Source organism: Kosakonia cowanii JCM 10956 = DSM 18146, from assembly GCF_001975225.1.
Taxonomy (GTDB): domain Bacteria; phylum Pseudomonadota; class Gammaproteobacteria; order Enterobacterales; family Enterobacteriaceae; genus Kosakonia; species Kosakonia cowanii.
Genome location: NZ_CP019445.1, coordinates 2669756 through 2696350, shown reverse-complemented (window position 1 = coordinate 2696350; position 26595 = coordinate 2669756). Strand labels below are relative to the sequence as shown.

Below are 26595 nucleotides of genomic sequence, written 5' to 3'. Positions count from 1 at the left end.
AGGATTTTACTCTTGTAGAAGAGTACCCCGATCTACGGAAAATTCTGTAACCCCGGCTTTTTTTGTGACAGGGACTACAATTTATTTCTATACAGGAGAGTGATGCTGGCAGGAGATTTATGACCCAACACGCGCGACCATTTTCATTAAAAGTATTGACGATTAACACACACAAAGGCTTTACCACCTTCAACCGGCGCTTTATTTTGCCCGAGTTGCGCGATGCCGTGCGCCTGGTGAGCGCCGATATCGTCTGCCTGCAAGAGGTGATGGGCGCCCACGAAGTGCACCCGCTGCGCGTTGAGAACTGGCCCGATACCACCCATTACGAATTTATCGCCGATACCATGTGGAGCGACTTCGCTTACGGGCGCAATGCGGTCTATCCTGAAGGGCACCACGGCAATGCGGTGCTCTCCCGCTATCCGATTGAACACTACGAAAACCTCGACGTCTCAGTAGATGGCAGCGAAAAACGCGGCCTGCTCTACTGCCGGATTGTGCCGCCCGATTATGGCGGCGCGGTACATGTCCTCAGTGTTCATCTTGGGTTGAAAGAGGCGCATCGCCAGGCGCAGCTAAAAATGCTGGCGGAGTGGGTCAACTCTCTGCCGGAAGGCGAACCGGTGCTGGTGGCGGGGGATTTCAACGACTGGCGGCAAAAAGCCAACCAGCCGCTTAAAGCGCAGGCCGGGCTTGAGGAGATCTTCACCCGCGCGCACGGTCGCCCGGCGCGAACGTTCCCGGTCAGCCTGCCTTTACTGCGCCTCGACAGAATTTATGTCAAAAACGCCAGCGCCAGTGCGCCTACCGCGCTGCCGCTGCGCAACTGGCGTCATCTGTCCGATCATGCCCCCCTGAGTGCGGAGATCCATTTATGAAATGTAGCTGGCGGGACGGTAACCGCATCCAGTTGCTGGAAAATGGTGATAACTACTATCCGGCGCTCTACGATGCGATTGATAACGCGCAACAGAAAATTATTCTCGAAACCTTTATCTGGTTTGAAGACAAAGTGGGCAAAGAGCTGCACAGCGTGCTGCTACGCGCCGCCCAGCGCGGCGTCAGTATTGAGGTGCTGCTCGACGGCTACGGTTCGCCCGATTTAAGCGAATCGTTTGTCAGCACCCTCACCTCGGCGGGGGTGATTTTCCGCTACTACGATCCGCGCCCGCCGCTGCTCGGCATGCGTACCAACGTCTTCCGTCGTATGCACCGCAAAATTGTAGTGATCGACAACACCGTCGCCTTTGTCGGCGGGATTAACTACTCGGCTGAGCACCTCTCTGATTATGGCCCCGAGGCGAAACAGGATTACGCCGTGCGGGTCGAAGGGCCAATTGTCGAAGATATTCTGCAATTTGAGCTGGAAAACCTGCCCGATAACGCCCCGGCGAAACGCTGGTGGCAGCGCCGCCGTCATCGTCCGGAAGAGAACCGCAAGCCGGGCGAAGCGCAGGCGCTGTTTGTCTGGCGTGATAATGACGACCACCGCGACGATATTGAACGTCACTATCTGAAGATGCTGGCTAACGCCCGTAGGGAAGTGATTATCGCCAATGCCTACTTCTTCCCCGGCTACCGGCTTTTGCACGCGATGCGTAACGCTGCCCGTCGCGGCGTTACCGTGAAGCTGATTGTGCAGGGCGAGCCGGATATGCCGATTGTCAAAGTGGGCGCGGAGCTGCTCTATAACTACCTGCTGAAAGGCGGCGTGAAGGTGTATGAGTATCGCCGCCGCCCGCTGCACGGCAAAGTGGCGCTGATGGACGATCACTGGGCGACCGTTGGCTCCAGTAACCTTGACCCGTTAAGCCTGTCGCTTAATCTCGAAGCGAACCTGATTATTCACGATCGCGAGTTTAACCAGACGCTGCGCGACAACCTGCAAAAGATTATTGAGCAGGATTGTAAGCAGGTGGATGAGTCGATGGCGCCGAAGCGCACCTGGTGGAATCTCGGGAAAAGCGTGGTGGTGTTCCACTTCTTACGCCACTTCCCGGCGCTGGTCGGCTGGTTACCGGCGCATACCCCTAAACTGGCTGAAGTGGGGCCGCCGGTGCAGCCGGAGATGGAAACCCAGGACAGAAACGAAGCACAGCACTCGGGAGCAAAACCCTGATGTCAACATCACATCCGCGCTGGCGGTTGGCTAAAAAAATCCTCACGGTGATCTTTTTTATCGCCGTTATTGTTCTGCTGGTGCTCTATGCGCAGAAGGTGAACTGGGAAGATGTCTGGAAGGTCATTCGCGATTACAACCGCACCGCCCTGCTGAGCGCGGTGGCGCTGGTGATCCTCAGCTACGTGCTGTATGGCTTTTACGATCTGCTCGGCCGCGCCTACTGCGGCCATAAGCTCGCGAAGCGCCAGGTGATGCTGGTGTCGTTTATCTGTTATGCCTTTAACCTGACGCTCAGCACCTGGGTTGGCGGGATTGGCATGCGCTATCGCCTCTACTCGCGGCTTGGGCTGCCAGGCAGCACCATTACGCGCATCTTCTCGCTCAGTATCACCACCAACTGGCTGGGCTATATTCTGCTCGGCGGGCTGATCTTTACCTTTGGCGTGGTGGAGATCCCGGCGCACTGGTATATCGACGCCTCGACGCTGCGTATTGTCGGCGTGGTGCTGTTGTTGATTATCGCCGTCTACCTGTGGGGCTGCGCGTTTGCGAAACGCCGTCACGTCACCATTAAGGGCCACAAACTGGTGCTGCCGTCGTGGAAATTCGCCGTCGCGCAGATGGTGATCTCCAGTGCTAACTGGATTGCGATGGGGGCGATTATCTGGATCCTGCTCGGCATGCGCGCCGACTTCTTCTTTGTGCTTGGGGTGCTGCTGGTCAGCAGTATCGCCGGGGTGATTGTGCATATCCCGGCGGGCATCGGCGTGCTGGAAGCGGTGTTTATCGCCCTGCTTGCCAGCGAGCATGTGTCGCAGGGGATTATTATCGCCGCCCTGCTCGCCTACCGGGTGCTCTACTACTTCCTGCCGCTGCTGCTGGCGCTGATTGGTTATCTGCTGCTGGAGGGCCGTGCCAAGAAGCTGCGGGCGAAAAACGAGAAGGCGATGGCGCAGCAGTGATAGTGCCGTCCCATGAAACGGTGTAGGCCGGATAAGCGTGTCACGCGCCATCCGGCCTACGCGGTTTCAGCAGCCATGCTTTAGCGCGACGCGCTGGACGATCCTGATGAAACCAGAAACATCAGCGTTTGAAGTATGTCGAGAAAGGCGGTCGCCGCGCCGAGCCAGATGCTGAGCGCACCGCGGGTCGCGCAGTGCTGCACCGTAACAAACTGCTGGCGGTAAAGCCCGCGCGCGCTGTCGAGCATCTGCGGGCTTTTGCGCGCGCTCACAACGCTAAACAGCACCACCAGAAAGAGGCTTGCGCACCACTGTGCCACGCCGCCTGCCAGCGCAAGATTAATCACCACGGCAAGCGCGCCGCCTGATGCGGCCAGCAGCAAGTAAAAACGTCCGTTGCGCAGCCGCTCGCCATAAAGATGTGCAACCAGCGCGCCAAGGGCGAACATCCCGCAGGTCACGCCGTAGAGCACAAGACAGAGTTGCAGCGGAAAGAGGCTCGCAGCCAGCAGACCGCCAATTACACTCAGCAGCACCAGCGCGCTGATGGCGTGTAACGTCTGCATGCGCGCAAACAGCATGGTGAGCGCGAAAAGAGTGATAAACCAGAGGATCACCAGCAGCACGATGATCGCGCTGTGTTCAGTAAACTGCGGCAACGCCAGCAGATCGAGTACCAGCCAGCAGAGCGCCGCGCTAAGCGCCATGCCCACCGCCAGCCACAAACAGGCCTTCACCAGTAACTCAACGGGCGTGACCTGCACCGGGGCAATCCAGCCAAATACTCTCACCGCTCCTCCGTGAAAAAGGCAAAAAAATCCCGGCCGTAGCCGGGATGGAGTACGGCGTAACTTATCGGCGGTTGCCGAAGATACGCAGCAGCATCAGGAACAGGTTGATAAAGTCGAGGTAGAGCGTTAACGCGCCCAAAATCGAATATCTGCGCAGCTCGGCGCTGTTGCTGACATCAATCTGCTCACCGATCCCTTTCAGCTTCTGCGTGTCATAAGCAGTGAGGCCGACGAAGACAATCACACCGATATAGGTGATGACCCACATCAGCGCTTCGCTCTTCAGCCAGAAGTTGACCAGCGAGGCGAGCACAATCCCAATCAGCCCCATAAACAGCATATTGCCGAAGCCGCTGAGATCGCGTTTGGTGGTGTAGCCGTAAAGGCTCATCACGCCAAACATCCCGGCGGTAACCACAAAGGTGGCGGCAATCGACTGCGAGGTATAGACCAGCAGAATGCTGGAGAGCGTCAGGCCGGTAAGCGCCGAATAGAGCATAAACAGGCCGGTCGCCAGCGCGGGGCTCAGTTTATGGATCATGCCGGAGATGACAAACACCAGCGCCAGTTGGGCGATAATCAGCCCGAAGAAGGTGATCTGGCTGGAGAAGACGAAGCTCATGATCGCGTCGCTGCGCGCGGCATACCATGCGACAAACGCGGTTAACAGCAGACCGCAGGTCATCCAGCCATAGACCTGCGCCATATAAGTTTGCAGCCCGCTACGGCTGCCCTGCACGATAGAATCGGAACGGGGGAAACGGTCCATAATCACTCCTGATTGATGGGTTAACAATGCAGTAAGGTTAACACATCAATCGGTACCCTGCGTGCTACCAGCGTTTCGCTGCCTGCTGATCGCTGTCGCGCGCTTCCACCCAGCGCTCGCCTTCCGGCGTCGCTTCGCGCTTCCAGAACGGCGCGCGGGTTTTCAGGTAGTCCATAATAAACTGCCCGGCCTCAAAAGCGCTGCTGCGGTGCGCGCTCCCCACGCCGACAAAGACAATCTCGTCTCCCGGCCAGAGTTCGCCGATGCGGTGATAAACGCTTACCCGCCCGAGCGGCCAGCGGCTGCGCGCCTCGTCGACGATCGCGGCCAGCGATTTTTCCGTCATCCCCGGATAGTGCTCAAGGGTTAAGGCGCTGACGCTGTCGCCCAGATTGTGGTTGCGCACTTTGCCGGTAAAGGTCACCACCGCGCCATCTTCATCGCGCGCGGCCAGCCAGCTGTACTCTTCGCCGACGTTAAACGCGGCGCGGTCGACACAAATTCGCGTTTCGCTCATCTCAGCCTCCGGTCACCGGCGGGAAAAAGGCCACTTCATCGCCGCTTGCCAGCGGATGATCAAAACTGACCAGCGTCTGGTTCACCGCTGCCAGCAGCTTGCCCTCTTCCAGCGCCAGCGCCCAGCGGTCGCCCTGCGCGGCAAGATGCTGGCGCAGCGCTTCAACGGAGGGAAAAAGCGTCTCAACGTTGAGGGTGTCGCAGCCCACCAGCTCGCGCACCTGCGCGAAAAACAGTACTTTAAGCATCGCTCTCTACCCTGAAATCACCCGATTTGCCGCCGCTTTTCGCCAGCAGGCGCAGCGGGCCAATCACCATATCTTTCTGCACCGCTTTGCACATATCGTAAATCGTCAGCGCAGCGACCGAGGCAGCAGTTAACGCCTCCATCTCAACGCCGGTTTTGCCGCTCAGGCGGCAGACAGATTCGATGCGCACGCGGTTATGCTCCGGCTGCGCCTGGAGCAGCACTTCTACTTTGCTCAGCAGCAGCGGATGGCAGAGCGGGATCAGCTCCCAGGTGCGTTTTGCCGCCTGAATACCGGCGATGCGCGCGGTGGCGAAGACATCGCCTTTGTGGTGGCTGCCGTCGACAATCATCGCCAGCGTCTCTGGCAGCATGGTAACAAAGGCTTCGGCGCGCGCTTCGCGCACGGTTTCCGCTTTGGCGGAGACATCCACCATATGCGCTTCGCCATCGGCGTTAATGTGGGTCAGTTGCGACATAACTTACTTCTTCAAATGGGAGTAAAAATTACACGGGCGCGTACGCGCATCGAGCTGCGGTTCAATGACATTTTCCCACGCGGTGCGGCACGCTTTGGTCGAGCCGGGCATGGCGAAAATCAGCGTCTGGTTGGCGACGCCCGCCAGCGCGCGGGATTGCAGCGTCGAGGTGCCGATCTCTTCAAAGGACAACATGCGAAACAGCTCGCCGAAGCCCTCAATTTCGCGGTCAAACAGCGGCAGCAGCGCTTCTGGCGTCTGGTCACCTTCGGTGAAGCCCGTCCCGCCGTTGATTAGCACCGCCTGCACCTCATCGCTTGCGATCCACGCCGATACCTGGGCGCGAATGGCGTAGCGGTTCTCTTTAACGATCGCTTTATCAACCACCTGATGACCGGCATCGTGCGCGGCGTCGCGCAGATAGTGACCGGAAGTGTCATCCTCTTCGCCACGACGGCTGGAGACCGTCAAAATAGCAAGCCTGACCGGGATAAACTCAGCGCTGACCTGGCTCATCTCTCTCCTTGCGGCGTTACCCGCCGATATATGAAAGGTTTTGCGTAATGCCCGTATTGCCCTGATGCAGGAAGTGGGTCTGCTTTTTCTGGCTGAGCGCCGTGGCGATACGATCTTCAAGCCTGCCCTGCTCCTCGTCTGCCTGCAGCAGATCGCGCAGATCGACGCCGCCATCGCCAAACAGGCAGAGGTGCAGTTTGCCGGTGGAGGAGACGCGCAGGCGATTGCAGCTGGCGCAGAAATCTTTTTCGTAGGGCATGATAAGCCCGATTTCGCCTTCGTAATCCGGGTGGCAGAAGACCTGCGCCGGGCCGTCGCTGCGCTGGCGCAGCTGGTGGATCCAGCCGCGTTTAAGCAACTCGTCGCGCAGCACCATGCCGGAGAGGTGATGTTTGCGGAACAGATCGCTCCCCTCGCCCGTCTCCATCAGTTCAATAAAGCGTAGCTGGATTGGCCGCGTCTGGATCCAGTCAAGGAAGGTATCAAGCTGGTGATGGTTCACGTCGCGCATTAGCACGGTATTGACCTTCACCTTCGAAAATCCGGCGCTAAAGGCGGCATCGATGCCCGCCATCACCTGGCGAAACTTATCCTGCCCGGTAATGGCGTGAAACTGGCGAGCGTCGAGGCTGTCGACGCTGACGTTGATCGCCGTCAGACCGGCGTCGCGCCACTGGGCAACGTCGCGAGCCATGCGGTAACCGTTGGTGGTGACGGCAATCTGGCGAATGGCGGCGTTTTCCCGCACCGCAGCGATGATGTCGGTGAAATCGCGGCGCAGGGAGGGTTCGCCGCCCGTCAGGCGCACTTTTTCCGTGCCCATTGCGCTAAAGGCGCGGGTCACGCGGCGAATTTCATCGAGGCTGAGAAAGCCGTTGTTATTGACGCCGCCGGGCTTGTAGCCATCCGGCAGGCAGTAGGTGCAACGAAAATTGCACACGTCGGTAATCGACAAACGCAAGTAATAGAACTTGCGCGCGAACGCGTCAGTCAGTTGTGAGGCCATGTACACCTTTCCAGATTCGGGAGATGCAGTCATTTCTTCCTGCACCCTGGCAGCGAGAGCTATTGCTCTGCTACGGCCAAAGCACCATATCTTTAGTTAACGATCCTTAAGACACAGGTGCAGAGGCTTGAGTGTATCCTCTTCGTCTTTCGGGCTGCATCGGTGTTGATACACTTCAACGCCACTCGAAATCCATTGAGGAGGGTTATGTTAGGCACGCTAACATGCTCTGGCGATAGTAGCGCGATCGCCCGGCTTTCGCCATTGTGAATATCGTTATATAAACCACTACATAGCGACATAATCGTGCACAATGGCTACAGAGTACGTGAAAATCGCTTTTTTGCTTTGATATGTGTCATTTTACGCGGTGCGCGGCATCGTCTTTTAGTGGTATTTACGCTAACGTAGCGCGATAAAAAATCATAAGGAACAATTATGCGTAATCGCACCCTCGCCGACCTGGATCGCGTTGTCGCGCTCGGCGGCGGGCATGGTCTTGGGCGGGTGATGTCTTCGCTCGCCTCACTGGGATCGCGCCTCACCGGCATCGTCACCACTACCGACAACGGTGGCTCTACCGGGCGTATTCGCCGCTCCGAAGGCGGCATCGCCTGGGGCGATATGCGCAACTGCCTCAATCAGTTGATTACCGAACCAAGCGTCGCCTCGGCGATGTTTGAGTACCGTTTTAGCGGCAATGGCGAACTTTCCGGTCATAACCTCGGAAACCTGATGTTAAAAGCGCTCGATCACCTCAGCGTGCGCCCGCTGGAAGCAATTAACATCATTCGCAATTTGTTGAAGGTGGACGCCTTTTTAATCCCGATGTCCGAGCAGCCGGTCGATCTGATGGCGACGGACAGCGAAGGCAACGTGGTGTACGGCGAGGTCAATATCGACCAACTGCACGCACCGGTGCAGGAGCTGATGCTGTCGCCGAAAGTCCCCACCACCCGCGAAGCAGTGCAGGCGATTGCCGAAGCGGATTTGATCCTGATTGGCCCCGGCAGTTTTTACACCAGCCTGTTGCCGCTGCTGCTGCTTGATGAGTTAGCCCAGGCGCTGCGCCGCACCCCTGCGCCGGTGGTCTATATCGGCAACCTCGGCAAAGAGCTCAGCCCCGCCGCCGCCCGCCTGACGCTGGCGGATAAGCTCTCGATCATGGAGCAGTACATCGGCAAGCGCATTATTGACGCCGCCGTGGTGGGGCCAAAAGTGGACGCCAGCACGGTCACAGACCGGCTGATTATTCAGGAAGAGCTGGAGGCGAGCGATATCCCCTATCGCCACGACCGTGTTCTGCTGCGCAACGCGCTGGAGAAAGCGGTGCAGCAGCTTGGCTGACGCGCAGGCGGGGCAGAATCAGCCCCGCCAAACCCTTTGCTTAATTTCTTAAGGTTGTCTTAAAAAACCCCTGTCAGCATAGCGCTATTCACATTATGGAATTTGGCTATGCGCACGCTTTCGCTCTATCGGCCCTCTTTAAGCCGCCTCTCTCTGCTTACCCTTGCGGCGCTCTATATCGCGCTGGTGCTCAATATTGTTTTTTACCGCCAGGCGTTTCATCTGCTTCCGGTCGACTCGCTGCATAACGCGCTGGTGTTCCTCACCATGCCGCTGGTGGCCTTTAGCGTAATCAACATTGTGCTGACGCTGGCGTCGTTTCTGCACCTCGACCGGCTGCTGCTGAGTCTGTTTATCCTCGTCTGCGCTGCCGCACAGTACTTTATCTCCACGTTCGGCGTGATTATTGACCGCTCGATGATCACCAATATTCTCGATACCACCGCGGCGGAGAGCTTCGCCCTGATGTCGGGCAAAATGGTGATGACGCTGGTGCTGACCGCCCTGCTGCCGGTGATTATCGCCTGGTGGATCAAGATCAAACCCACCCGCCCCCTGCTGCGTAGCATTACGCTGCGCCTGCTCAGCGTGGCGATCTCCGCGCTGATTATCGTTGCCGTGGCGGTGCCGTTTTATAAAGATTACGCCTCGCTGTTTCGCAACAACAAAGAGCTGGTGAAAACCCTCGGCCCGTCGAACGCCATTGCCGCCTCGCTCTCCTGGTATGTTCATAACCGCATGGATAACCTGCCGCTGGTGCGCATCGGTGAAGATGCTCACCAACTGCCGCAGATGAAGCGCGGCCCGCGTAAAAACCTCACCATTCTGGTGCTGGGCGAAACCTCGCGCGGGGATGATTTCTCGCTTGGCGGATATGATCGCGAGACCAACCCGCTGCTGAAGCAGGATAATGTTATCTACTTCCCCAACACCACCTCGTGCGGCACCGCGACAGCGGTCTCCGTGCCCTGCATGTTCTCCGGCATGGGCCGTGCCCACTATGACGATCAGCTGGCGCATCACCAGGAGGGGCTGCTTGATGTAGTGCAGCGCGCCGGGATTCAGGTGCTGTGGAATGAGAATGATGGCGGCTGTAAAGGGGCCTGCGACCGCGTGCCGCACCAGGGTATGACGCAGCTAAATCTGGCGGATTACTGCATCAAGGGCGAGTGCCAGGATGAGATCCTGTTTCGCGATCTGGCGCGCTATATCGATCAACTGCCGGGTGACGGGCTGATTGTGTTGCACACCATTGGCAGCCACGGGCCAACCTACTACAACCGCTATCCGGCGCAGATGCGCAAATTCACCCCCACCTGCGATACCAATGAGATCCAGACCTGCTCCCGCGAGCAGCTAGTGAATACCTATGACAACACCATCGTCTATGTCGACTATATTGTTGATAAAGCGATTAAATTACTGCAATCAAAACAGGAGAGGTTTACCACCAGCCTGGTTTACCTCTCCGATCATGGCGAATCACTGGGTGAAAATGGCGTTTACCTGCACGGGCTGCCCTACTCCATCGCGCCCGCCACGCAGAAACATGTGCCGCTGCTGATCTGGCTGTCGCCCGATTACCAGACGCGTTACGGCATTAACAGTCAGTGTGTCGCGAAAAATGCGCGGGAGAAGGCCTACTCGCAGGACAACCTCTTCCCGACCATGTTGGGTATACTGGGCGTCAGCACCACGGTCTACCATCCTGAAGACGATATCCTTACGCCGTGCCGGGAGCAGGTGAAATGAAAATTCTGGTGATTGAAGATGATACGCTGCTGCAACAGGGGTTAATCCTCGCGATGCAGAGTGAAGGCTACGCCTGCGATGGCGTCTCGACCGCCCATGAAGCGGCGCTCTGCCTGGCGGGTGGCCACTACAGCCTGATTGTGCTCGATCTCGGCCTGCCTGATGAAGATGGCCTGCATCTGCTCAACCGGCTGCGCAAAGAGAAATATACCCTGCCGGTGCTGATCCTCACCGCCCGCGATACCCTCGACGATCGCGTGGCGGGGCTTGATACCGGCGCGGATGATTACCTGGTAAAACCCTTTGCCCTCGACGAGCTTAACGCCCGTATCCGCGCGCTGCTGCGCCGTCACCACAATCAGGGCGATAACGAGATTATCCACGGCAACCTGACGCTGAATGTCACCCGCCGCCAGGCGTGGCTGGAGGGACAACTGCTGGAGCTGACGCCAAAAGAGTACGCGCTCTTATCGCGCCTGATGCTGAAAGCCGAAAGCCCGGTACACCGCGAGATCCTCTACAACGATATCTACAACTGGGATAACGAGCCGTCGACCAACACGCTGGAGGTGCACATTCACAATCTGCGCGACAAGATTGGTAAGTCGCGCATCCGCACCGTGCGCGGCTTCGGTTATATGCTGGTGGCACCGCAAGAGCGGCCCGAGTGATGGCGATGTTCGACTTTCGTCACTGGAGCCTGCGCCGCCGGCTGCTGCTGACCATTGGCGGCATTCTGCTCTTCTGCCAGCTGGTCAGCGTCTTCTGGCTCTGGCATGAGAGCGAAGAGCAGATCCAGCTGCTGGTGCAGACGGCGATCCACAACCACAACAACCGTAAACATATTGAGCATGAAGTGCGTGAAGCGGTGGCGAGCCTGCTGGTGCCAAGCCTGTTGATTATCGGCCTCGCGCTGCTGCTCTGCATGCAGGCCGTCAAAGCGATCACCCGCCCGCTCTCCGAACTTCAGCAGGAGCTGAATAAGCGCACGCCGAACAATTTGCAGCCTATTACCCTCGATCAGAGCGTCAGCGAAGTGGAGGCGGTCACCTCGGCGATTAACGAGCTGGTCTCGCGCCTGACGTTAACTCTCGATCGCGAACGGCTCTTTACCGCCGATGTCGCCCATGAGCTGCGCACACCGCTCGCCGGGCTGCGTCTGCACCTTGAACTGATGGCAAAAAGCAGCGGTATGCAGGTCGAACCGCTGGTGCAGCGCCTCGATCAGATGACGGAAAATATCGCCCAGCTGCTGCTTTTAGCGCGCGTGGGGCAATCTTTCTCCGCCGGTACCTATCAGCAAGTGACGTTATTAAGCGATGTGGTGCTGCCGATGGAAGAGGAGCTTCGCACCATGCTGGCGGCACGCGATCAGCGCCTGGTGATGCCGGTTGAGGGCGAAGGAATGGCGGTAGCGGGCGATGCGACGCTGCTACGGCTGCTGGTGCGTAACCTGGTAGAGAATGCCCATCGCTACAGCCCCGTCGGCAGCACGATTACTGTACGGCTGGAGCAGGCGGAAACGCCGGTGCTGGCGGTAGAGGATGAGGGGCAAGGGATTGATGAGAGCCGCAGCGGCGAGCTGAGCAAAGCATTTGTCAGAATGGACAGCCGTTACGGCGGTGCCGGTCTTGGCTTAAGTATCGTTACGCGTATCGCGCAACTGCATGACGCGCAGTTTTTCCTGCACAATCGGCTGACACAAAGTGGGGTGCGGGCGTGGGTCAAATTCAGCGCGCCCGACCGGGGGACGATCAGTAGCTCAGCAGCCAAAAATGGGTAAAACCGAGTACCACCGCCAGCGCGCAGGCGACGGCAAAACACTCACGAACGGTAATTTGTTGCATCACACTCTCCTCCACGAAAACTGAGGAGAGTGTGACAGGGCTATGTTAAGTCAACATTAAGAGGCAACAATAAACAGTTCGCGCAGTTGATGAAGCTGATCGCGCACCTTCGCCGCCTCTTCAAACTCCAGATTCTGCGCATGCTGCATCATCTGCCCTTCCAGTTCATGAATTTTCTGTTGCAGCGCTTTCGGCGTCAGGCCCAGATCGGATGCATCTGCCTCAACCGGCGAGCGGGACTTGCCGCGCCCTTTGGCTTTGGTTTTCGCCAGCCCCTGGCCCAGCGCCAGAATATCCACCACTTTCTTGTTGAGCCCCTGCGGCGTAATGCCGTGCTCTTCGTTGTAGCTCTGCTGTTTCTCGCGGCGGCGCTCCGTTTCGCCAATCGCTTTCGCCATCGACGGCGTGATCTTATCGCCATAGAGAATCGCTTTGCCGTTAATGTTACGCGCCGCACGACCAATGGTCTGGATAAGGGATCGTTCGGAGCGCAGGAAGCCCTCTTTATCCGCATCGAGAATGGCGACCAGCGACACTTCCGGCATATCCAGCCCCTCACGCAGCAAGTTGATGCCGACCAGCACATCGAACTCACCAAGACGCAGGTCGCGGATAATCTCCATACGCTCGACGGTGTCGATATCCGAGTGCAGATAGCGCACCTTCGCGCCGTGCTCGACCAGATATTCGGTCAAATCTTCTGCCATACGTTTGGTCAGGGTAGTTACCAGCACACGCTCGTTGATCTCGACGCGCTTACGGATCTCGGACAGCAGATCGTCGACCTGGGTCGCCACCGGGCGCACTTCGATAATCGGATCCAGCAGGCCGGTCGGGCGCACCACCTGATCGATCACCTCTTCGCCCGATTTCTCCAGCTCATAGTTACCCGGCGTCGCGGAGACGTAGATGGTCTGCGGTGCCAGTGCTTCGAACTCTTCGAACTTCATCGGGCGGTTATCGAGCGCCGACGGCAGACGGAAACCATACTCTACCAGCGTCTCTTTACGCGCCCGGTCGCCGCGATACATGCCGCCGATTTGCGGAATGGTCACGTGGGATTCATCAACCACCAGCAGCCCATCGGCGGGCAGATAGTCAAACAGCGTCGGCGGCGCTTCGCCCGGCCCGCGCCCGGAGAGGTAGCGCGAGTAGTTCTCGATGCCGGAGCAGTAGCCCAGCTCGTTCATCATCTCCAGATCGAACTGGGTGCGCTGGGTAATACGCTGCTCTTCCAGCAGCTTATTGTTCTCCAGCAGAAACTTCCGCCGCTCCGCCAGCTCGACTTTGATCTCTTCCATCGCCTGCACGATGCGCTCGCGCGGCGTGACGTAGTGCGTTTTCGGGTAGATGGTAAAACGCTGGATCACCGATTCGATATGGCCGGTCAGCGGATCGAAGAGCGACAGGCGCTCAACCTCTTCGTCGAACAGCTCAACGCGCAGCGCCAGATCGTCCGACTCCGCCGGGAAGATATCAATCACTTCGCCGCGCACGCGGAAGGTGCCGCGCTGGAACGCCTGGTCGTTACGGGTGTACTGCAGCTCCGCCAGACGGCGCAGGATCGCGCGCTGATCGATGATCATGCCATTGGTGAGGTGCAGCATCATCTTCAGGTAGAGGTCAGGATCGCCCAGACCGTAGATGGCGGAGACCGATGCCACCACGACCACATCTCGCCGCTCCAGCAGCGCTTTGGTGGCCGAGAGACGCATCTGCTCGATATGTTCGTTAACCGACGCGTCCTTCTCGATAAAGGTATCCGAGCTGGGTACATAGGCTTCCGGCTGATAGTAGTCGTAGTAGGAGACGAAATACTCCACCGCGTTATCCGGGAAGAACTCTTTCATCTCGCCATAGAGCTGCGCGGCCAGCGTCTTGTTGGGTGCCAGCACCATGGTTGGACGCTGCAGATCGGCAATCACATTGGCCACGGTGAACGTCTTCCCTGAACCGGTTACCCCGAGCAACGTCTGGTGCGCGAGCCCGTCTTCCAGCCCTTCCTTGAGGCGACGGATTGCTTCAGGCTGATCGCCGGAGGGGCGAAAAGCGGAATTCAGTTTGAACGGTTTACTCATGAATGGCACCTGATGAGGAGTGGGGCAGGTAAGACAGTTTACTCACCATGCGCATTTTTGCCAACCGAAGATACTGGATGAAAAAACAGTAGCGTGCAAACCGATCTCATCTACCCCAGTGCAAAACATCGCATTGTGGCTGCGATTGGGCAATCGGTAAGCGATTAAACCTCGCGTTAAAGGTTATCCCCAGAATTTTTGCCCTTTTAACATTTGTCAAGGTGATGTTTGACGCTTTTATGGCAGTCGGTGACACTTTTCTTACACCCATTGCTTTTATTTAAACGTTTGATTAAAAAAGAAAATATTAAAAAGACGGGTTTCGCACCAATTCATGCGCAAGCCGCGCCGCCTCTCGCTTGCCGCACGTTTTCTAACTCTAATACACAAGGTTATCCACAGGAATAGTGGATAACTGCCGCCAGCCCGTGCACCCCGCCCCTCGCCAAACTCCCCCTCTGCGTCGAAAAGGGGGAGGGAAAATTTTTTTATCGACTCTTTTCGGCAATTATCAGATAACGATGCGCAAGATCCGCATGGGATCCTTCTCACAATTCCACTATCCGTTGCACCACCACCCGCTGCGGTAAGCACTGGCAAAGTGCAGAATTTTTACCTGGGTTTGCGCGCCATCACGTTTTTTTCGCACGCTTTCTCAGCCGTCTCCGAAAAAAATGCCCTTTTCACGTTCTGGCAAGCCTTTTGCAGTTGACCGTAGTGAAAAGCAGTCATACCTGATGGGAACAAGGAGCGGATCATGTTGAGCTTACATGCGGTGAACCACTATTACGGCGACCAACATACGTTATGGGATATCGATCTGGAGTTAGCCCCCGGCCTCTGCACCTCGCTGGTCGGGTTGCCGGGTATGGGAAAAACCACGCTGGTGAACTGCATAACCGGCTACCTGCCGGTGGAGAGCGGCAGCATGATCTGGCAGGATGCGGGCGCGCCGCCGCGCGATCTGCTGACACTGCAGGCCGAGCACCGCAGCGCGGTCGGTATCGGCTATGTGCCGCAGGACAGACGCATCTTTTCGCAACTGACGGTGGAGGAGAACCTGCATGTGGCGATGCGTGCCGCCGGTGACGCAGGGCAGAACTTAAGCCGCGAGATCTTCGATCTCTTCCCGGAGTTGTATGGGCTACGCCAGCAGCGCGGTGCGACGTTGTCGGAGGATAACCAGCAGCAGCTGTCGATGGCGCGGGCGCTGGTAACGCGCCCACGGTTATTGATCCTCGATGAACCGACGCGCGGCCTCGGCCAGGCGTTTATCCATAAGCTGGGGAATTTGATCGTGCGGCTCAATCAGGAGTTTGGTATGTCGATCTTACTGGCGGAGCAGCAGCTGTCGCTGATCCGCCGGGTAGCGGATCGTTTCTGCCTGCTGCACCGCGGGCGGCGCGTGGCCGGGGGCGATATCAGGCAGTTAGATGATCCGCTGCTGGCGCACTGGATGTCGCCGCAGTCAGTACGCTGAGATCGAGATAGTGGCCGGTTGCGGCGGCTTCCGGCGCATCCGCCAGCCACGGGATCTCGCCGATCAGCGGCGCGGGCAGCACGCGTTGCAGCGTCGCCATATACTCCTGGTGGCGTTTACCCGGCTTGACCACGTCATTAGCGATCCAGCCTGCCAGCCTTAGCCCTGCCTGCTGTACCGCCTGGGCGGTTAACATCGCATGGTTGATGCAGCCAAGCTTGACGCCAACCACCAGAATCACCGGCAGGCGCTCTGCGGTGGCCCAGTCGGCAAAGGTCAGCGTCGGCGAGAGCGGCGTAAACCAGCCCCCTGCCCCTTCCACCAGCAGCCAGTCAGCCTGCTGCTCCAGCTGGCGTAAACCGGCCGACATCACTTCCGCCTCTATCGGCTGATTCAGATCAGCGCTGACAATGTGCGGCGAGGTCGGCTCGGCAAAGGTGTACGGATTAACCGCCTGATAGGTGAGCAGCAAACTGCTGTGGCGCTGCAACGCCAGTGCATCGCTATTGCGCAGCCCATCGGGCGTCATCTCACTGCCGGAGGCGACCGGTTTATAGCCCGCACTGCGCAGCCCGCGCAGGTTCGCCGCCTGCAACAGTGCGCAGCTCGCCACGGTTTTACCCACTTCGGTATCAGTACCGGTCACAAAATAGCGTTCAGTCACGGGTTATCACTCCCCAAAAAAGTTGATAGGTCAGCGGGAATTTGCCTTGCTGTTGCGGCCAGGCTTCCTGTAAGCGCTGCAATTTGCCGCGCGTCAGCCCCTGCTGGCGACCAGCATGCAGATGGGTCGCGCCAATCCCTTTAAGGGATCGCAGGGCGCTGGCGGCATCGGCAAACCACAGGGTGACGGTGTCAATGCCGCAGCGCAGCGGCCAGCCGTTCAGCGCCTGCTCAATCTCCGTCGCGGGCAGGAAGCGGTTAGCATGGGGAAGGCTGTCCAGCGCGCGCCAGGCCTGGTTCAGCTCCGGTAACGAGCCGTCCGCCAGCGTGGTAAAAGCAATATGCCCGCCCGGTTCGGTGACGCGGCGCAGTTCGCCAACCGCCTGGCGCAGATCGTCGCACCACTGCACCGCGAGGTTGCTCCACGCCAGTGAAAAGGTCGCGTCAGCCAGCGGCAGTGCTTCGATATCGCCAGTGACATAACGCGCGGCGCTCTTCAGCTGGCGGGCTTCTGCCAGCATAGCGGGCGAGAGATCGAGCGCCGTGACATCGCAGCCTTGCGCGCGCCAGTAGCGGCTCATCGCGCCTGGCCCGCAGCCAGCGTCAATCACCCGCGCAGGATTAATGTCGCCCAGTTGCGCCAGCAAACAGTCGGCGCTGAGCCGCTGTAACTCATCATGTCGCGCGTAGCTCTGGGCTGCGCGACCAAAGGCGGCGGCCACCGCCTGTTTATTCACCGCCATGCAGCGCCTCCAGCAACCTGTCGATATCCTCCGGCTGATGCGCGGCGGTTAAGGTGAGGCGCAAACGCGCCGTGCCCGGCGGCACCGTTGGTGGGCGAATGGCGGTCGCAAACAGCCCCTGCTGGCGCAGAGTGTGGGCGAGACGCAGCGCGCGGCTGTTGTCGCTAACAATCAGTGGCTGAATGGCACTGTGCGACTCTGTCACTGCCAGATCCAGCCCGCGCACGCCGTCACGAAAACGGCCAATCAGCGCTGCCAGCTGCGCGCGGCGCGCGTCGCCTTCATCGGAGCGGATAATATCGAGGGCGGCGCTGAGCGCCACCGCCTGCGCGGGGGGCATTGCAGTGCTGTAGATAAGATGGCGGGCGAACTGCACCAGGTAATCGGCAGCCGCTTCGCTGCAAAGCACCGCCGCGCCGCTGACGCCGAAACCTTTGCCGAAGGTGACCACCAGAATGTCGGGCTTCACCCCCTGCAAATGGCAACTGCCGCGCCCCTGCTCGCCAAGCACGCCGATGCCGTGGGCATCATCCACCATCAGCCATGCCTGCGCCTCACGCGCGGCATCGGCAATCGCCGCCAGCGGCGCGCTGTCTCCATCCATGCTAAAAATGCCTTCGGTGACCACCAGCTGCTGCCCGTTGAGCGGTTTGCTCAACAGGCTCGCCAGTTGCCCGACATCGTTATGGGCAAAACGGCGCAATTGCGCCGGGCTGAGGGCAGCCGCTTCCAGCAGCGAGGCGTGGCTCAGCTTGTCGGCGACGATGCGATCCTCTTTGCCGGTGAGGGCCGCAATGGTGGCCTGGTTGGCGGCAAAACCGGAGATAAAGAGCAGCGCGCGGTCGTAACCGAGCCACTGCGCCAGCTCGCGCTCAAGTTGATGATGCGCAGCCGTATGACCAACAACATGGCCCGAACCGCCGCTGCCGACGCCATACTGCGCGGCGCCCTGCTGCCAGGCGGCAATCACCTGCGGATGCTGGCTTAAACCGAGGTAGTCATTACTGGCGAAGTTGCAAAAACGCTCGCCCTCAAGGGTTAGCCAGCGTCCGGCACCCTGCTCAACGGTGATACGACGGCGCAGGGCATCTGCCGCGCGGCGTTCGCTGAGCGCGGCTTCGATTCGCTGCTGCCAGCTCATAGGGTCGCCGCGTTGTAATAGTGCTCCGTGTCGGCGTGAAGCAGCTGCTGCTCAATCTCCTGCTGCTGTTCGTTATCGCCATTCAGCACCTGGGTCTGCTGCGGGTTCAGCCCCAGTTTCTGGAACAGGAGCAGGTCTTTATCCTCTTCCGGGTTTGGCGTAGTCAGCAGTTTGCAGCCGTAGAAGATGGAGTTGGCACCGGCCATAAAGCACATCGCCTGGGTCTGCTCGTTCATCTGCTCGCGCCCGGCCGAAAGGCGAACGTAGGAGGTGGGCATCATGATGCGCGCCACGGCGATAGTGCGAATAAAATCAAAGGCGTCGACATCGTCGTTATCCGCCAGCGGCGTGCCTTTCACCTTCACCAGCATGTTGATCGGCACGCTCTCCGGCGGCGTCGGCAGATTGGCGAGCTGCATCAGCAGCCCGGCGCGATCGGTAACAGTTTCGCCCAGCCCGACAATACCGCCGGAGCAGACTTTGATCCCGGCATCGCGCACTTTATCCAGCGTGTCGAGACGCTCCTGATAGGTGCGGGTGGTGATGATGTTGCCGTAGAACTCCGGCGAGGTGTCGAGGTTGTGGTTGTAGTAATCAAGCCCGGCGTGGGCCAGACGCTGCGCCTGGCTCTCATTGAGGGTGCCAAGGGTCATGCAGGCTTCCAGCCCCATCGCTTTCACCCCTTCCACCATCTGCTCCAGGTAGGGCATATCGCGATCGTTCGGGTTTTTCCACGCCGCGCCCATGCAGAAGCGCGTTGAACCGGCGAGCTTCGCTTTGCGCGCCGACTCCAGCACCTGCTCCACCTCCATCAGCCGCTCCGACTCGAGGCCCGTTTTGTAGCGCGCGCTTTGCGGGCAATATTTGCAATCTTCCGGGCAGGCGCCGGTTTTGATCGACAGCAGCGTGCTGACCTGCACCTGGCGCGGGTCAAAATGCTGACGGTGAATTTGCTGCGCCTCGAAAAGCAGATCCAGCAGTGGTTTTTCAAATAAAGCAGTAACTTGCGACAGTGTCCAGCGTGTGTGGTGAGCCATCTGGCCTCTCCAAAAGTGTGATTAAATCGTTATTCGGTGTAGACTCGTAAACCTAAAACTTTTTAATTTGGTTTACAAGTCGATTATGACCCAAGACGATTTAGCTTTTGATCGCAGCCATATCTGGCATCCCTACACCTCCATGACCGCCCCTCTCCCCGTCTATCCGGTCGCTTCCGCGCAGGGCTGCGAGCTACATCTCGCCAGCGGTGAGAAGCTGGTTGACGGCATGTCATCCTGGTGGGCGGCGATCCACGGTTACGGCCATCCGGCGCTGAACGCGGCGATGAAAACGCAGATCGATGCCGTCTCTCACGTGATGTTCGGCGGCATTACCCATGCGCCCGCCGTGGCGCTGTGCCGCAAACTGGTGGCGATGACGCCCGAGGCGCTGGAGTGCGTGTTTCTCGCCGACTCCGGTTCGGTGGCGGTGGAAGTGGCGATGAAGATGGCGCTGCAATACTGGCAGGCGAAGGGCGAATCGCGGCAGCGCTTCCTCACCTTCCGTAACGGCTACCATGGCGACACCTTTGGTGCGATGTCGGTGTGCGATCCCGATAACTCGATGCACAGTTTGTGGAAGGGTTACCTGCCGGAAAACCTCTTCGCACCTGCGCCGCAGAGCCGTTTCGATGGGGAGTGGGATGAGCACGATATGGTGGCGTTTGCCCGCACGCTGGCGGCCCATCGCCATGAGATCGCTGCCGTTATTCTGGAGCCGATTGTGCAGGGCGCGGGCGGCATGCGTATTTATCATCCTGAGTGGCTGAAGCGCATCCGTAAGATGTGCGATCGCGAAGGGATCCTGCTGATCGCCGATGAGATCGCCACCGGCTTTGGCCGCACCGGTAAACTCTTCGCCTGTGAGCATGCGGATATCACGCCAGATATTCTCTGCCTTGGCAAAGCGCTGACAGGCGGGACTATGACCCTCTCCGCTACGCTGACCACCCGCGCGGTGGCAGAGACCATCAGCAACGGCGAGGCGGGCTGCTTTATGCACGGCCCAACCTTTATGGGCAACCCGCTGGCCTGCGCGGCGGCAACCGCCAGCCTGGAGATTTTGCAGCGCGGCGAGTGGCAGGCGCAGGTCGCTGCCATTGAAGCGCAGCTGAAGACGGAGCTGGCTCCCGCCGCAGAGGCCGCAAGCGTCGCGGATGTGCGCGTACTCGGCGCGATTGGCGTGGTGGAAACGCGCTCGCCGGTGAATATGGCGGCGTTGCAGCGCTTCTTTGTTGAGCAGGGCGTCTGGATCCGCCCGTTTGGCCGCCTGATCTATCTGATGCCGCCCTATATCATCACCCCGGAGCAGCTGTCGCGCCTGACCCAGGCGGTGAATGCCGCCGTGCTGCGTGCGGACTTCTTCGCCGCCGAGGCGTAAAAGATGCACTACACTTTTGGGTTACTGACCTGAAAAATGGAGGATATATGGCAATTCTGATGGTTCTGACCTCACATGACACCCTGGGCGACACCGGCAAGAAAACCGGTTTCTGGCTCGAAGAGTTTGCCGCACCCTGGTATATCTTTCAGGATGCAGGCGTAGAGGTGGTACTCGCCTCTCCGGCGGGCGGACAGCCGCCGCTCGACCCGACCAGCGATGCGCCGGATGCGCAGACGCAGGACACCGAGCGTTTCCGTAAAGATGAAAAAGCGCAGCAGGCGCTGGCAAATACCCTGCCCCTGAGCAGCATCAACATCAGCGATTATGACGCGGTCTTTTTCCCGGGCGGCCACGGCCCGCTGTGGGATCTGGCTGAGCACCCCGCCTCTATCGATCTGATTGAAAAATATTGGGCGGAAGGAAAACCGGTCGCGGCGGTCTGCCACGCACCGGGCGTACTGCGCCATGCGAAAAAACCGGACGGCACGCCGCTGGTGCAGGGTAAACGCGTCACCGGTTTTACCAACAGCGAAGAAGAGGCGGTTGGCCTGACGAAAGTGGTGCCGTTTTTAGTGGAAGATTCACTGAAACAGGCAGGCGGGCAGTTCGAGCGCACCGATGACTGGGGCGTCTATGTGGTCACCGACGGCCATCTGGTCACCGGTCAGAACCCGGCCTCCTCTGCGGCAACCGCCGAAGAGTTGCTGAAACTGCTGCACCGCTAAGCAAGGAGGCCACATGAAGTTACTCAGCCATAATTTTCGTGATGGTGAGAAGCTGCCGCTGCGTCACGTGTTTAACGGCATGGGCTATGAGGGCGATAATATTTCGCCCCATCTGACATGGGATGAGGTGCCTGCGGGCACCAAAAGCTTTGTCGTCACCTGCTATGATCCTGACGCGCCCACCGGCTCCGGCTGGTGGCACTGGATTGTGGCGAACCTGCCGGCAGACACTCGCGTACTACCGCAGGGTGCAGGATCCGGCAGTGCCGCATTGCCGGAAGGGAGCGTGCAGACGCGCACCGACTTTGGCAGCGCCGGATATGGTGGCGCGGCACCGCCGAAGGGCGAAACCCACCGCTATATCTTCACCGTTCACGCGCTGGACGTAGAGAAACTGGATGTCGACGAGAACGCTAGCGGGGCAATGGTCGGCTTTAATGTCCATTTTCACACCCTCGGCAGCGCCACTCTCACCGCCCTTTTCAGCTAAAAGCCAGGGATTTACAGCCGATTTAACAAATCGGCTTCCCGTTTCGCTCAACTTAGTATAAAAAAGCAGGCATTACGCTATCCCCTTTAACTTGCATAGTCTGGAGCACCCCTTGAACACATCATCGGTTTCCCGTCTGGCGCTGGCGCTCGCTTTTGGCGTGACACTGACCGCCTGTAGCTCGACGCCGCCCTCTGAGCGTCCTTCTGAACAAACTGCGCCGGGCACCTCCTCGCGCCCGATCCTAAGCGAAGCTGAAGCGAAAAACTTCACCGCCGATCGCTACTTCACCCCGCTGGCCGCCAACAGCGCCGCGTGGAAACCTTACGCGATCCGCGTGCCGGAAAAAGCAGATTTCGTTGTTGGGCCGGCCGGTACGGCGGGTGTGACTCACACCACCATTCAGGCTGCGGTTGACGCTGCTATCAATAAACACGCCAGCGACCGCCAGTACATTGCGGTGATGCCGGGTGAATATGAAGGCACCGTCTATGTGCCTGCGGCTTCGGGCAGCGTGACCATTTACGGTACCGGTGAGAAAGCGGCGGATGTGAAGATCGGTCAGGCGATCGATTCTGAAATGGATCCGACCAGCTGGCGTCGTCTGGTCAACCCATCGGGCAAATATATGCCGGGTAAACCAGCATGGTATATGTTTGATGCCTGCCAGCGCAGCCGCGCGGCGACCGTTGGCGTGATGTGCTCCGCCGTTGTCTGGTCGCAGAACAACGGGCTGCAACTGCAGAACCTGACCATTCAGAACACGCTCGGCGACAGCGTCGATGCCGGCAACCACCAAGCGGTGGCACTGCGCAGCGATGGCGATAAAGTGCAGATCAACAACGTCAATATCCTCGGTCGCCAGAACACCTTCTTTGTGACCAACAGCGGCGTGGATAACACCCTGCGCAGCGATCGCCAGACCCGCACGCTGGTGACCAACAGCTACCTCGAAGGCGATGTAGATATCGTCTCCGGGCGCGGCGCGGTGGTGTTTGATAACACCGACTTCCGCGTGGTCAACTCGCGTACGCAGCAGGCAGGCTATGTCTTCGCACCATCGACCCTGTCGAACCTCTATTACGGTTTCCTCGCCGTCAACAGCCGCTTTACCGCCGCCGGAAACGGTGTCGCGCAGTTGGGCCGCTCGCTGGATGTCGACAGCAGCACCAACGGCCAGGCGGTGATCCGCGATAGCGTGATTAACGAAGGCTTTAACGTGGCGAAACCGTGGGGCGATGCCGCCGTATCAGGCCGCGCCTATGCGGGCAACACCGGCACTGCGGATGATAAAGGCAACATCCAGCGCGATTTGAACGATGCCAAGTTCAACCGCTTCTGGGAGTTCAACAACCGCGGCCTCGGCAGCAAAGTGGTTGCCGAGCCGAAGAAGTAATTAGCATCTGAAAACTAAAAACCTCGCCGCGGCGAGGTTTTTTTATGCCCGGAAATGGGATCCCGGTTATTACATGGCGTTAATCACTACCCACATCGGGCCCTGGCCCACGGCGTAACGCGCTTTTTCCGCCAGCAGACCCTGCGCGCCGCTAATCTCATACAGCGCGATATGATGGGATTTCTGCCCGGCGGCAATCAGGTATTTGCCGCTGTTATCGATATTGAAGCCGCGCGGCTGGGTTTCGGTCGGCTGGAAACCTTCAACGGCGATGACGCTGCCATCTTCCGACACGCTGAAGATGGTCAGGGTGCTGGAGGTACGATCGCAGGCATAGAGATGACGGCCATCCGGCGTGATATGGATATCCGCCGCCCAGCGGGTATCACTGAACTCCGGCGGCATCATATCCACGGTCTGCACACACTCGGTCTTGCCGTGCGGATCGCTAAGCTGCCAGACATCGACGCTGCTGTTGAGTTCGTTAACGCAGTAGGCGAAACGCTTATTCGGGTGGAAGGCCATATGGCGCGGGCCGGCGCCCTCAACGGTGGTCACTTCCGACGGCTCCTGCGCGGTCAGCGCGCCCGTTTCACCGAGGGTAAAGAGACAGATGCGATCCTGCTTCAGAGCAGGGACAAACAGCGTGCGGTTGTCCGGGGAAATATTGGCCGAGTGGCACCCTTCCAGCCCCTCTTCAAGGTGTACGGTCTCGCCCGGAATGCCATCATTCAGGCGCACCACGCTGACGCTGCCCGCATTATAGGAGGCGCTAAACAGGAAACGACCGCTGTGATCGGTGGAGATATGGGTCGGGCTGCCGGAGAGCGGTGCTTCTGCGGCGTAGCTCAGGGCGCCATCCTCAGGGGAGATACGGTACGCGAGAACGCGAAATTCAGGGCGAACGCCAACGTAGAGGTAACGTTTATCCGGGCTGACAACCATCGGCTGCACCTGGCCTGGCACATCGACAACCTGCACCAGCGTCAGGCTGCCTTCGGAATTCAAACGCCAGACGTGGATCTGCTGACTTTCGGGGCTGGCGGTATAAACGGTCTGTTTCATGAACACTCCTTTCCTCAAATTCTTCTCTGCGTTAAGTAACCAGGATAGCCGTTTTTGCGGCGTGATGCTGAATTTCGCCCTCAGATTTTGCGCATGCGACGACGGGGTGTACCATCCCCGGACACGAATTTTCACCTTCAACCACGGGAAACGATATGACCTCGCGCGTAATAGCACTCGATTTAGACGGTACGCTTTTAACCCCGAAGAAGACGCTTCTGCCCTCTTCCCTTGAAGCGTTGGCACGCGCAAAAGCCGCCGGGCATCTGCCCATTATCGTGACCGGTCGGCACCATGTCGCTATCCACCCTTTTTATCAGGCACTGGCGCTGGATACACCTGCAATTTGTTGTAATGGTACCTATTTGTATGATTATCATGCAAAAAAGGTGCTCGCCGCCGATCCGCTGCCGGTCAACCAGGCGCAACAACTGATCGCCCTGCTGGAGGAGTACCAGGTGCATGGCCTGATGTATGTCGATAACGCCATGCTGTATGAAAAGCCGACCGGCCATGTGCTGCGCACCACGGCGTGGGCCGAAGCGCTGCCGCCCGAGCAGCGCCCGGTGTTTCAGCAGGTGGACTCCCTGCGCGCCGCGGCCGCAGAGGTGGAGGCTATCTGGAAATTCGCCCTCACCGATGAAGATACCGGCAAGCTGAAGAACTTTGCTCACCATGTTGAGCAGACGCTAGGGCTGGAGTGCGAATGGTCATGGCACGATCAGGTGGATATCGCCCGCGCCGGTAACAGCAAAGGCAAACGGCTGGCCGAATGGGTCGCCGCGCAGGGCTTATCGATGCAGGATGTCGTGGCCTTTGGCGATAACTATAACGATATCAGCATGCTACAGGCCGCAGGCACCGGTGTGGCGATGGGCAACGCCGACGACGTGGTGAAAGCCCATGCCAATGTGGTGATTGGCGATAACACCGTCGATAGCATCGCCCAATTTATTGATAAAGAGCTGCTCTAATCAGGCGGTAATCGATACGCTTTTGATTTGCGCATAGAGCCACTGGCCGGGTTTGATACTGAGTTCATCCCGCGCCCAGGGGCTGATGCGCGCCCACAGGGTTCTGCCACCGACATCCAGCTGCACTTCAACCTGCCCGTCAACATCGAAACACTGCACGATTTTGGCGCGCAGAATATTGCGGATGCTGGTGTTCATCGGCGGCTGGAGCACCAGTGACACATCGGTGGCCTGAATGCGGATACGCAGCGCGCTTTTCAGCGGCCGGTCGATCTTATTGACCCAGATATGCTGATCGCCCAGCGCCAGCGCGGTCATCGCATAGTGCGGATGGTGTTCCAGCACCAGCACTCTCAGCACGCTGCTCTGCTGCTCCGGCGGCAGCCACGGGTTCATTACGCTGCTGCCCCACACATCTTCGAGGCTGCCAAAGGCTTTCACTTCGCCCGCTTCCAGCACCATCACTTTATCTGCCAGATGCAGGATCTCATCCAGCGAGTGGCTGACGTAGAGCATTGGGATATTGATCTCCTGCGCCAGCCGTTGCAGGTAGGGCAGCAGTTCGCGCTTGCGCGGAATATCCAGCGACGCCAGCGGTTCATCCAGCAGCATCAGCTCCGGCGCAGTCAATAACGCGCGGCCAATTGCCACCCGCTGCTTTTCCCCGCCGGAGAGACCGCCGGGCAGCCGGTCGAGCAGCGGCTCGATGCCGAGCAGTGTCACCAGTTTGTCAAACTGAGCAGCCATCGATTTCGCCATACCGTAGCGCAGGTTGCCGCGCACGCTATAGTGCGGAAAGAGGCGCGCATCCTGAAAAACATAGCCGACGCGGCGCTTTTCGGGCGGCAGACACACTTTGCGTTCGGTATCGAACAGCACGCGGTCGTTAAGCACGATGCGCCCCTCTTGCGGCTGCGTCAGGCCGCCGATGGCGTTAATCAGTGAGGTTTTGCCCGCGCCCGAGACGCCAAAAATCGCGGTGATGCCGCTGGCAGGCAGCGTTTCGGCGATATGTAACCGATGGCTGCCCAGCGTCTGGGTGAAATTAAGCTCCAGCATCGG

Annotated in this window: 27 protein-coding genes and 1 riboswitch; of the genes, 13 read left to right on the top strand and 14 right to left on the bottom strand. The window is 58.9% G+C overall.

All coding sequences use genetic code 11. The features are described from left to right. Positions 1–119 precede the first annotated feature (119 nt). From BWI95_RS12730 to BWI95_RS12720, 3 genes are read left to right on the top strand one after another with little or no spacing between them, the layout of a single operon-like run. Positions 120–881: an endonuclease/exonuclease/phosphatase family protein gene (locus BWI95_RS12730; protein ID WP_042714957.1), complete on the top strand. Its 762-nt coding sequence runs from the start codon at positions 120–122 to the stop codon at positions 879–881. Beyond that, positions 878–2122, top strand: coding sequence for a cardiolipin synthase ClsB (gene clsB / locus BWI95_RS12725; RefSeq protein WP_023479029.1), 1245 nt, complete (start codon positions 878–880; stop codon positions 2120–2122). Before BWI95_RS12730 ends, clsB begins: the two co-directional genes overlap by 4 nt. After that, positions 2122–3087 (top strand): lysylphosphatidylglycerol synthase domain-containing protein, encoded by a 966-nt coding sequence (locus BWI95_RS12720; RefSeq protein ID WP_023479030.1) that lies wholly within the window; start codon positions 2122–2124, stop codon positions 3085–3087. The genes clsB and BWI95_RS12720 overlap by 1 nt, the downstream gene beginning before the upstream one ends. An 80-nt stretch (positions 3088–3167) precedes the next feature. On the opposite strand, the gene BWI95_RS12715 is transcribed toward BWI95_RS12720, so the two are convergent. The 7 genes from BWI95_RS12715 to moaA form a co-directional block, all read right to left on the bottom strand. Continuing rightward, entirely contained in the window at positions 3168–3878 is a 711-nt protein-coding gene (locus BWI95_RS12715; protein ID WP_054803700.1) for a Bax inhibitor-1 family protein, read from the bottom strand. Positions 3879–3939: 61 nt separating this feature from the next. Beyond that, positions 3940–4647, bottom strand: coding sequence for a Bax inhibitor-1/YccA family protein (locus BWI95_RS12710; RefSeq protein WP_054803701.1), 708 nt, complete (start codon positions 4645–4647; stop codon positions 3940–3942). 64 nt (positions 4648–4711) lie between these two features. Next, complete coding sequence (moaE, locus tag BWI95_RS12705) at positions 4712–5164, bottom strand: molybdopterin synthase catalytic subunit MoaE (protein ID WP_054803702.1); 453 nt, start codon at positions 5162–5164, stop codon at positions 4712–4714. Between the two features lies 1 nt (position 5165). Then, positions 5166–5411 (bottom strand): molybdopterin synthase sulfur carrier subunit, encoded by a 246-nt coding sequence (gene moaD / locus BWI95_RS12700; RefSeq protein ID WP_054803703.1) that lies wholly within the window; start codon positions 5409–5411, stop codon positions 5166–5168. Beyond that, positions 5404–5889, bottom strand: a complete 486-nt coding sequence (moaC, locus tag BWI95_RS12695; protein WP_023479526.1) for a cyclic pyranopterin monophosphate synthase MoaC — start codon at positions 5887–5889, stop codon at positions 5404–5406. Before moaC ends, moaD begins: the two co-directional genes overlap by 8 nt. Positions 5890–5892: 3 nt before the next feature. Further along, entirely contained in the window at positions 5893–6405 is a 513-nt protein-coding gene (gene moaB / locus BWI95_RS12690) for a molybdenum cofactor biosynthesis protein B (protein WP_023479509.1), read from the bottom strand. A 16-nt stretch (positions 6406–6421) separates the two neighbouring features. Continuing rightward, the gene (gene moaA, locus BWI95_RS12685) at positions 6422–7411 is read right to left on the bottom strand and encodes a GTP 3',8-cyclase MoaA (RefSeq protein ID WP_023479507.1); all 990 of its coding nucleotides are present in this window, start codon (positions 7409–7411) and stop codon (positions 6422–6424) included. Next, positions 7399–7557: riboswitch (molybdenum cofactor riboswitch) on the bottom strand. It overlaps the preceding gene by 13 nt. A 292-nt stretch (positions 7558–7849) precedes the next feature. Between moaA and yvcK the strand changes: the two genes are divergently transcribed. The 4 genes from yvcK to pmrB all read left to right on the top strand — a co-directional run bounded on the left by yvcK (position 7850) and on the right by pmrB (position 12293). After that, positions 7850–8758, top strand: a complete 909-nt coding sequence (gene yvcK / locus BWI95_RS12675) for a uridine diphosphate-N-acetylglucosamine-binding protein YvcK (RefSeq protein ID WP_054803704.1) — start codon at positions 7850–7852, stop codon at positions 8756–8758. A 108-nt stretch (positions 8759–8866) separates the two neighbouring features. After that, a complete protein-coding gene (gene eptA / locus BWI95_RS12670) occupies positions 8867–10510 on the top strand; it encodes a phosphoethanolamine transferase EptA (RefSeq protein WP_076769583.1) in 1644 nt (547 codons plus the stop codon). Continuing rightward, positions 10507–11181, top strand: coding sequence for a two-component system response regulator PmrA (gene pmrA / locus BWI95_RS12665; RefSeq protein WP_076769582.1), 675 nt, complete (start codon positions 10507–10509; stop codon positions 11179–11181). The genes eptA and pmrA overlap by 4 nt, the downstream gene beginning before the upstream one ends. Further along, complete coding sequence (gene pmrB, locus BWI95_RS12660; RefSeq protein WP_076769581.1) at positions 11181–12293, top strand: two-component system sensor histidine kinase PmrB; 1113 nt, start codon at positions 11181–11183, stop codon at positions 12291–12293. Before pmrA ends, pmrB begins: the two co-directional genes overlap by 1 nt. Before the next feature lie 120 nt (positions 12294–12413). On the opposite strand, the gene uvrB is transcribed toward pmrB, so the two are convergent. After that, positions 12414–14435 carry an excinuclease ABC subunit UvrB gene (gene uvrB / locus BWI95_RS12655; RefSeq protein WP_076769580.1) on the bottom strand — a complete coding sequence of 674 codons (2022 nt, stop codon included), beginning with the start codon at positions 14433–14435 and terminating at the stop codon, positions 12414–12416. 757 nt (positions 14436–15192) lie between these two features. Here uvrB and BWI95_RS12645 point away from each other — a divergent pair. Continuing rightward, on the top strand, positions 15193–15915 hold the full coding sequence (locus BWI95_RS12645) for an ABC transporter ATP-binding protein (protein WP_054803705.1): 723 nt from the start codon (positions 15193–15195) through the stop codon (positions 15913–15915). Here BWI95_RS12645 and bioD read toward each other — a convergent pair. Genes bioD through bioB form a run of 4 tightly spaced genes read right to left on the bottom strand, consistent with a single transcriptional unit; the run spans position 15857 to position 19499 of the window. Beyond that, positions 15857–16579 (bottom strand): dethiobiotin synthase, encoded by a 723-nt coding sequence (gene bioD, locus BWI95_RS12640; RefSeq protein ID WP_054803706.1) that lies wholly within the window; start codon positions 16577–16579, stop codon positions 15857–15859. The genes BWI95_RS12645 and bioD overlap by 59 nt on opposite strands. After that, positions 16572–17321 (bottom strand): malonyl-ACP O-methyltransferase BioC, encoded by a 750-nt coding sequence (gene bioC / locus BWI95_RS12635; protein WP_076769578.1) that lies wholly within the window; start codon positions 17319–17321, stop codon positions 16572–16574. The genes bioD and bioC overlap by 8 nt, the downstream gene beginning before the upstream one ends. Beyond that, a complete protein-coding gene (gene bioF / locus BWI95_RS12630; RefSeq protein ID WP_054803707.1) occupies positions 17308–18462 on the bottom strand; it encodes an 8-amino-7-oxononanoate synthase in 1155 nt (384 codons plus the stop codon). Before bioF ends, bioC begins: the two co-directional genes overlap by 14 nt. Beyond that, entirely contained in the window at positions 18459–19499 is a 1041-nt protein-coding gene (bioB, locus tag BWI95_RS12625) for a biotin synthase BioB (RefSeq protein ID WP_076769577.1), read from the bottom strand. The genes bioF and bioB overlap by 4 nt, the downstream gene beginning before the upstream one ends. A gap of 85 nt (positions 19500–19584) precedes the next feature. Here bioB and bioA point away from each other — a divergent pair, with 85 nt between their 5' ends. The 4 genes from bioA to BWI95_RS12605 all read left to right on the top strand — a co-directional run bounded on the left by bioA (position 19585) and on the right by BWI95_RS12605 (position 23494). Beyond that, positions 19585–20880, top strand: a complete 1296-nt coding sequence (gene bioA, locus BWI95_RS12620) for an adenosylmethionine--8-amino-7-oxononanoate transaminase (protein WP_054803708.1) — start codon at positions 19585–19587, stop codon at positions 20878–20880. A gap of 47 nt (positions 20881–20927) precedes the next feature. Beyond that, positions 20928–21608, top strand: coding sequence for a type 1 glutamine amidotransferase domain-containing protein (locus BWI95_RS12615; protein ID WP_023479510.1), 681 nt, complete (start codon positions 20928–20930; stop codon positions 21606–21608). A gap of 13 nt (positions 21609–21621) precedes the next feature. Then, positions 21622–22098, top strand: coding sequence for a kinase inhibitor (locus tag BWI95_RS12610; RefSeq protein ID WP_054803709.1), 477 nt, complete (start codon positions 21622–21624; stop codon positions 22096–22098). Positions 22099–22210: 112 nt separating this feature from the next. After that, entirely contained in the window at positions 22211–23494 is a 1284-nt protein-coding gene (locus tag BWI95_RS12605) for a putative acyl-CoA thioester hydrolase (RefSeq protein ID WP_054803710.1), read from the top strand. Positions 23495–23563: 69 nt separating this feature from the next. Here the strand turns inward: BWI95_RS12605 and pgl are convergent, their stop codons facing one another. After that, positions 23564–24559 carry a 6-phosphogluconolactonase gene (pgl, locus tag BWI95_RS12600; RefSeq protein ID WP_076769575.1) on the bottom strand — a complete coding sequence of 332 codons (996 nt, stop codon included), beginning with the start codon at positions 24557–24559 and terminating at the stop codon, positions 23564–23566. A 155-nt stretch (positions 24560–24714) separates the two neighbouring features. On the opposite strand from pgl, the gene BWI95_RS12595 reads away from it, so the two are divergent. Beyond that, on the top strand, positions 24715–25533 hold the full coding sequence (locus BWI95_RS12595; RefSeq protein WP_054803711.1) for a pyridoxal phosphatase: 819 nt from the start codon (positions 24715–24717) through the stop codon (positions 25531–25533). On the opposite strand, the gene modC is transcribed toward BWI95_RS12595, so the two are convergent. Continuing rightward, on the bottom strand, positions 25534–26592 hold the full coding sequence (gene modC, locus BWI95_RS12590; RefSeq protein WP_054803712.1) for a molybdenum ABC transporter ATP-binding protein ModC: 1059 nt from the start codon (positions 26590–26592) through the stop codon (positions 25534–25536). Between the last annotated feature and the right edge of the window lie 3 nt (positions 26593–26595).

Excerpts from the sequence above, each read along its gene's own strand:
- BWI95_RS12645 (WP_054803705.1), top strand. The coding sequence starts at position 15,193 with ATGTTGAGCTTACATGCGGTGAACCACTATTACGGCGACCAACATACG.
- pmrB (WP_076769581.1), top strand. The coding sequence starts at position 11,181 with ATGGCGATGTTCGACTTTCGTCACTGGAGCCTGCGCCGCCGGCTGCTG.
- clsB (WP_023479029.1), top strand. The coding sequence starts at position 878 with ATGAAATGTAGCTGGCGGGACGGTAACCGCATCCAGTTGCTGGAAAAT.
- BWI95_RS12730 (WP_042714957.1), top strand. The coding sequence starts at position 120 with ATGACCCAACACGCGCGACCATTTTCATTAAAAGTATTGACGATTAAC.
- BWI95_RS12610 (WP_054803709.1), top strand. The coding sequence starts at position 21,622 with ATGAAGTTACTCAGCCATAATTTTCGTGATGGTGAGAAGCTGCCGCTG.
- modC (WP_054803712.1), bottom strand. The coding sequence starts at position 26,592 with ATGCTGGAGCTTAATTTCACCCAGACGCTGGGCAGCCATCGGTTACAT.
- moaD (WP_054803703.1), bottom strand. The coding sequence starts at position 5,411 with ATGCTTAAAGTACTGTTTTTCGCGCAGGTGCGCGAGCTGGTGGGCTGC.
- pgl (WP_076769575.1), bottom strand. The coding sequence starts at position 24,559 with ATGAAACAGACCGTTTATACCGCCAGCCCCGAAAGTCAGCAGATCCAC.
- BWI95_RS12595 (WP_054803711.1), top strand. The coding sequence starts at position 24,715 with ATGACCTCGCGCGTAATAGCACTCGATTTAGACGGTACGCTTTTAACC.
- moaE (WP_054803702.1), bottom strand. The coding sequence starts at position 5,164 with ATGAGCGAAACGCGAATTTGTGTCGACCGCGCCGCGTTTAACGTCGGC.
- pmrA (WP_076769582.1), top strand. The coding sequence starts at position 10,507 with ATGAAAATTCTGGTGATTGAAGATGATACGCTGCTGCAACAGGGGTTA.
- moaC (WP_023479526.1), bottom strand. The coding sequence starts at position 5,889 with ATGTCGCAACTGACCCACATTAACGCCGATGGCGAAGCGCATATGGTG.
- moaA (WP_023479507.1), bottom strand. The coding sequence starts at position 7,411 with ATGGCCTCACAACTGACTGACGCGTTCGCGCGCAAGTTCTATTACTTG.
- yvcK (WP_054803704.1), top strand. The coding sequence starts at position 7,850 with ATGCGTAATCGCACCCTCGCCGACCTGGATCGCGTTGTCGCGCTCGGC.
- uvrB (WP_076769580.1), bottom strand. The coding sequence starts at position 14,435 with ATGAGTAAACCGTTCAAACTGAATTCCGCTTTTCGCCCCTCCGGCGAT.
- bioC (WP_076769578.1), bottom strand. The coding sequence starts at position 17,321 with ATGGCGGTGAATAAACAGGCGGTGGCCGCCGCCTTTGGTCGCGCAGCC.
- BWI95_RS12615 (WP_023479510.1), top strand. The coding sequence starts at position 20,928 with ATGGCAATTCTGATGGTTCTGACCTCACATGACACCCTGGGCGACACC.
- bioB (WP_076769577.1), bottom strand. The coding sequence starts at position 19,499 with ATGGCTCACCACACACGCTGGACACTGTCGCAAGTTACTGCTTTATTT.
- moaB (WP_023479509.1), bottom strand. The coding sequence starts at position 6,405 with ATGAGCCAGGTCAGCGCTGAGTTTATCCCGGTCAGGCTTGCTATTTTG.
- BWI95_RS12710 (WP_054803701.1), bottom strand. The coding sequence starts at position 4,647 with ATGGACCGTTTCCCCCGTTCCGATTCTATCGTGCAGGGCAGCCGTAGC.
- eptA (WP_076769583.1), top strand. The coding sequence starts at position 8,867 with ATGCGCACGCTTTCGCTCTATCGGCCCTCTTTAAGCCGCCTCTCTCTG.
- bioF (WP_054803707.1), bottom strand. The coding sequence starts at position 18,462 with ATGAGCTGGCAGCAGCGAATCGAAGCCGCGCTCAGCGAACGCCGCGCG.
- BWI95_RS12720 (WP_023479030.1), top strand. The coding sequence starts at position 2,122 with ATGTCAACATCACATCCGCGCTGGCGGTTGGCTAAAAAAATCCTCACG.
- bioA (WP_054803708.1), top strand. The coding sequence starts at position 19,585 with ATGACCCAAGACGATTTAGCTTTTGATCGCAGCCATATCTGGCATCCC.